The organism is Streptomyces sp. NPDC051051, from assembly GCF_040682975.1.
GTDB lineage: Bacteria > Actinomycetota > Actinomycetes > Streptomycetales > Streptomycetaceae > Streptomyces.
Map to the genome: position 1 here is coordinate 1 of NZ_JBFBCB010000122.1, position 3,908 is coordinate 3,908.

The window sequence follows — 3,908 nt, forward strand, 5'->3', positions numbered from 1 at the left end:
ATCGGGGCGACCCTCCGCCTTGCGATCGCACGCACCAGACGCCGCCGGGCCTGCCCTTCGGGCAGACGACGCTACTTTCGAAACACGCCCTAGACCACGGGCACCCGTCCGGCCCGCCGCTCAGGACCCGTACGGGGTGGAGGGGGCGTACGGGTGCGGCGCGGCGTACGGGGCGGGCGAGGCCTGCGGGTGGGGCACGGCGTGCTGAGGGGAGGCGTACCCGGGATACCCGTAGTACCCGGACGGCGGGTGCGCCGCCCCCGGCGGGAACCCGTACCCCCCGTGCATGCCGTACATCCCGTAGACCGGCAGCGGTGCCGGGGCCGCCAGCCGGGACGCGTGCTCCAGCGCCGGCCGGGCCACCTCCCTGCGCCGCCACAGCTCGTTGAGCAACTCCCGTTCCCGTACGACGAAGTCGGCGCCGCCCCGGCCGTGCCGGCCGCGGTGCCGCAGGAACGCGAGAGACGTGGCGTAGGCCTCGTACTGCGCCACCTCCCGCCCCGCGGGCCTGCCCAGGTGCCGTCGGGCGTACTGCCGGGCCAGCCTGCGGGCCCGCATCGAGCCGAGGGCGTAGGGCTCGGCCGGGCCGAGCCAGCCGGCGGCCGTGTACGCGGGCAGCTCGTCGCGCACGGTGCCCAGCTCGCGCTGGCGCGTCCACACCACCAGCCAGGTCAGCACTCCGAACGCGGGCACCATGAACGCCCCGTACACGGCGAAGAACCCCCAGTCGCCGAAGGTCGCGGAGCCGTTCCACAGGGCGTGCATGAGCATCGCGAGCAGCAGTCCGCACAGCGGCAGCACCACGCGCCGCACGCGCTGACGCTCACCGGACAGCGCGGCGATGCCGAAACCCAGGCCGGTCAGGACCGTGAACAGGGGGTGCGCGAACGGCGACATGACGACGCGCACGAAGAACGTGGCGACGGTGACGGAGGCGATACCGCCGTCCCCGGTGAGCTGGTCGGTGCCGAAGGCGTTGCCGAGGTAGAGGATGTTCTCGGTGAACGCGAAGCCGGTGGCGGTGATCCCGGCTATCACGACCCCGTCGACGATCCCGGTGAAGTCCCGCCTGCGGAACAGGAACACCAGGAGGACGGCCGTCGCCTTGGCGGTCTCCTCGACGACCGGCGCGATCACGGTCGCGCCCAGGGTGTCGGCATGGGCCGGGTCGGCCGTCGCCGTCGCTATCCAGCGCACCGCGAAGCTGTTCGCGACGATCGCGATCAGCGCCGCTGCGCACGCGCCCCAGGAGAAGGAGAAGACCAGATTCCGCCAGGGGCCGGGTTCCACCCGGTCGAGCCAGCGGAACGCGGCCACGAGCAGGGGCACCGGAAGGATCGCCAGGCCCAGTCCGACCAGGAACCCCTCCGTGCCCGTCTGCTCGCGGACGAGGGCGACGATCACCAGTCCCGACAGGGCGAGCAGCGTGATCAGCGCGCCGTAGCGGACCCACTTGTGCTGCCACCAGTGCGCGTGCCGCAGCACACCGCCCTCGGCCGGGCCGCCGGGGTGCGGCGGGTGAGGGGGAAGCGGTGGGAACGGGGAACTGGTGGCCACGGCATCGACCCTAACGAGGGAGCGGACGGTGGTGGAGGGGATTTCGGCTGGTCAGTGATCCCGGCGACCCTCGTGCTGTACGCGGCGGAAGAGCAGATCGCTCACCACGTGACCCTTGTCCAGTCCCTGACCCTCGAAACGGGTCAGCGGCCGGAAGCCGGGGCGTGGTGCGAAACCGCCGTCGGCGCGGGTGTTGGCGAAGTCGGGGTGCGCGGTGAGCACCTCGAGCATCTGCTCCGCGTACGGCTCCCAGTCGGTCGCGCAGTGCACGAGCGCGCCCGGTCTCAGCCGGGTGGCGGCGAGGCTGAGGAACTCCGGCTGGATCAGGCGCCGCTTGTGGTGGCGCTTCTTGGGCCAGGGGTCGGGGAAGTAGACGCGCAGCCCGGCGAGGGAGTCCGGGGGGAGCATCTCGCGGAGCAGGATGATCGCGTCGCCGTTGCCCACCCGGATGTTCGTCAGGCCGCCCCGGTCCGCCAGGTTGAGGAGATTGCCCTGGCCGGGGGTGTGGACGTCCACGGCGAGGATGTTCGTCCCGGGGTCGGCGGCGGCCATCTGGGCGGTCGCCTCGCCCATGCCGAAGCCGATCTCCAGCACGACCGGGTGGTCGTTGCCGAACAGCTCGGCGAGGTCGACGTTGTGCCCGTCGATGTCCAGGCCCCACTTCGCCCACAGCCGTTGCAACGCTTCGGCCTGGCCCGCCGTCACCCGGCTGCGCCGGGGCTGGAAGCTCCTGATCCGCCGCTCGAAGTGCGACCCGGCGGGATCGGCCCGCGGACCGTCGGGGAAGCGCGGCTCGCCCTTGGCGCGGGTACGGCGGACGGACTCGCCGGGGTGGGGATCACCGGGGGCGGGCCTGGCGGGTTCTGGGGCACTCAACGAATCAGACACAGTGGGCTCGATTTTACGGGCGGCGGCGGCGGGGGCGGCTCGGGACGACGGGGGAGGGGAGCACGTGCGGTGGACGCCCGCCTACACGGGCCCCAGCGCCTCCAGCGCCCTGCGGGCCACCTCCCGGCCGATCGGCAAGGAGGCCGTCGCCGCGGGGGAGGGGGCGTTCAGCACGTGGACCGCGCGCGGGGACCGTCGTACGAGGAAGTCGTCCACCAGGGAGCCGTCCCGCCGGACGGCCTGGGCACGGACGCCGGCAGCCGCGCGCACCAGGTCCCGCGGCTCGACCGCGGGCAGCAGACGGCGCACCTCCGTCACGAAGGCGCGCTTGGACAGGGACCGGTGCAGCTCCCCGACGCCGTGGCGCCAGTGCCGGCGGGCCAGGCGCCGGGCGCCTGGCCAGGCCGCCGTCGCGGCGGCCTCCCGCGGGCGCACGACCCCCCAGCCGTACCCTTCGCGGGCCAGGGCCGGGACCGCGTTGGGTCCGACGTGGACGCTGCCGTCCAGGCCTCGGGTGAGGTGCACGCCGAGGAAGGGGAAGGCCGGGTCGGGAACCGGGTACACCAGGCCGCGCACCAGGTCGCGGCGGGCCAGTTCGTAGTACTCGCCGCGGAAGGGGACGATGCGGACGTCGGGCTCGTCCCCGGTCAGGCGGGCGATCTCGTCGCAGTGCAGACCGGCGCAGTTCACCAGGACGCGGCCGCGGACGACGTCCCCGCGCGCGGTGCGGACGGCCACCCCGCGGTCGGCGCGGCGGTCGATCCGGACGACCTGCGCGCCGTAGCGGAGCTCCGCGCCGGAGGCCTCGCCGAGCTGGCGGGCGACCGCGGTGAAGTCGCAGGTGCCGGTCGAGCCGACGCGGATCGCCGCGAGGCCGGTGACCTCCGGCTCGTACTCCGTGATCTGGGCGGGGCCCAGCTCGCGGACCGCGATCCCGTTCTCCCGGCCGCGCTGGGCCAGGGCGTGCAGGCGAGGCAGCTCGGCGCGGTCCGTGGCGACGATCAGCTTGCCGGTGACGGCGTGCGGGATGCCGTACTCCGCGCAGAACTTGATCATCTCGGCGGAGCCCCGGACCGCGTAGCGCGCCTTGAGGGAGCCGGGGCGGTAGTAGACGCCGCTGTGGATGACGCCGCTGTTGCGGCCCGTCTGGTGGCGGGCCGGACCCGGCTCCTTCTCCAGCACCGTCACGCGGGCGCCCGGCGCGGCGCGGCTGATCGCGTGCGCCGTCGACAGACCGACGATGCCGCCCCCGATCACCAGCACGTCGCAGTCGTAGCCGATCGCCCGCACCTGCACCACCTCCCGGCTTCGATAGTGCACTGCGCCACTGACAATGCCTTCAAACCCGTGCGGCGCCACCGGCGCGGATCTAGGGCGTGTTTCGAAAGTCCCGTCTGCCCGGCGACGCCTGGCACGCACGCTCGCCGCGTTGTCGGGATCGCCCCGATACAACCAGTATCGGG

At 73.6% G+C, this 3,908-nt stretch carries 3 protein-coding genes; all 3 read right to left on the reverse strand.

What is annotated here, in order from left to right; translation table 11 throughout:
• Positions 1-120 precede the first annotated feature (120 nt).
• The 3 genes from AB0N31_RS36260 to lhgO all read right to left on the reverse strand — a co-directional run bounded on the left by AB0N31_RS36260 (position 121) and on the right by lhgO (position 3,744).
• Complete coding sequence (locus AB0N31_RS36260; protein WP_366062802.1) at positions 121-1,485, reverse strand: PrsW family intramembrane metalloprotease; 1,365 nt, start codon at positions 1,483-1,485, stop codon at positions 121-123.
• A gap of 123 nt (positions 1,486-1,608) precedes the next feature.
• Positions 1,609-2,445, reverse strand: coding sequence for a tRNA (guanosine(46)-N7)-methyltransferase TrmB (gene trmB / locus AB0N31_RS36265; protein ID WP_366062801.1), 837 nt, complete (start codon positions 2,443-2,445; stop codon positions 1,609-1,611).
• Between the two features lie 81 nt (positions 2,446-2,526).
• Positions 2,527-3,744, reverse strand: a complete 1,218-nt coding sequence (gene lhgO / locus AB0N31_RS36270) for an L-2-hydroxyglutarate oxidase (protein ID WP_366062803.1) — start codon at positions 3,742-3,744, stop codon at positions 2,527-2,529.
• Positions 3,745-3,908: the final 164 nt, after the last annotated feature.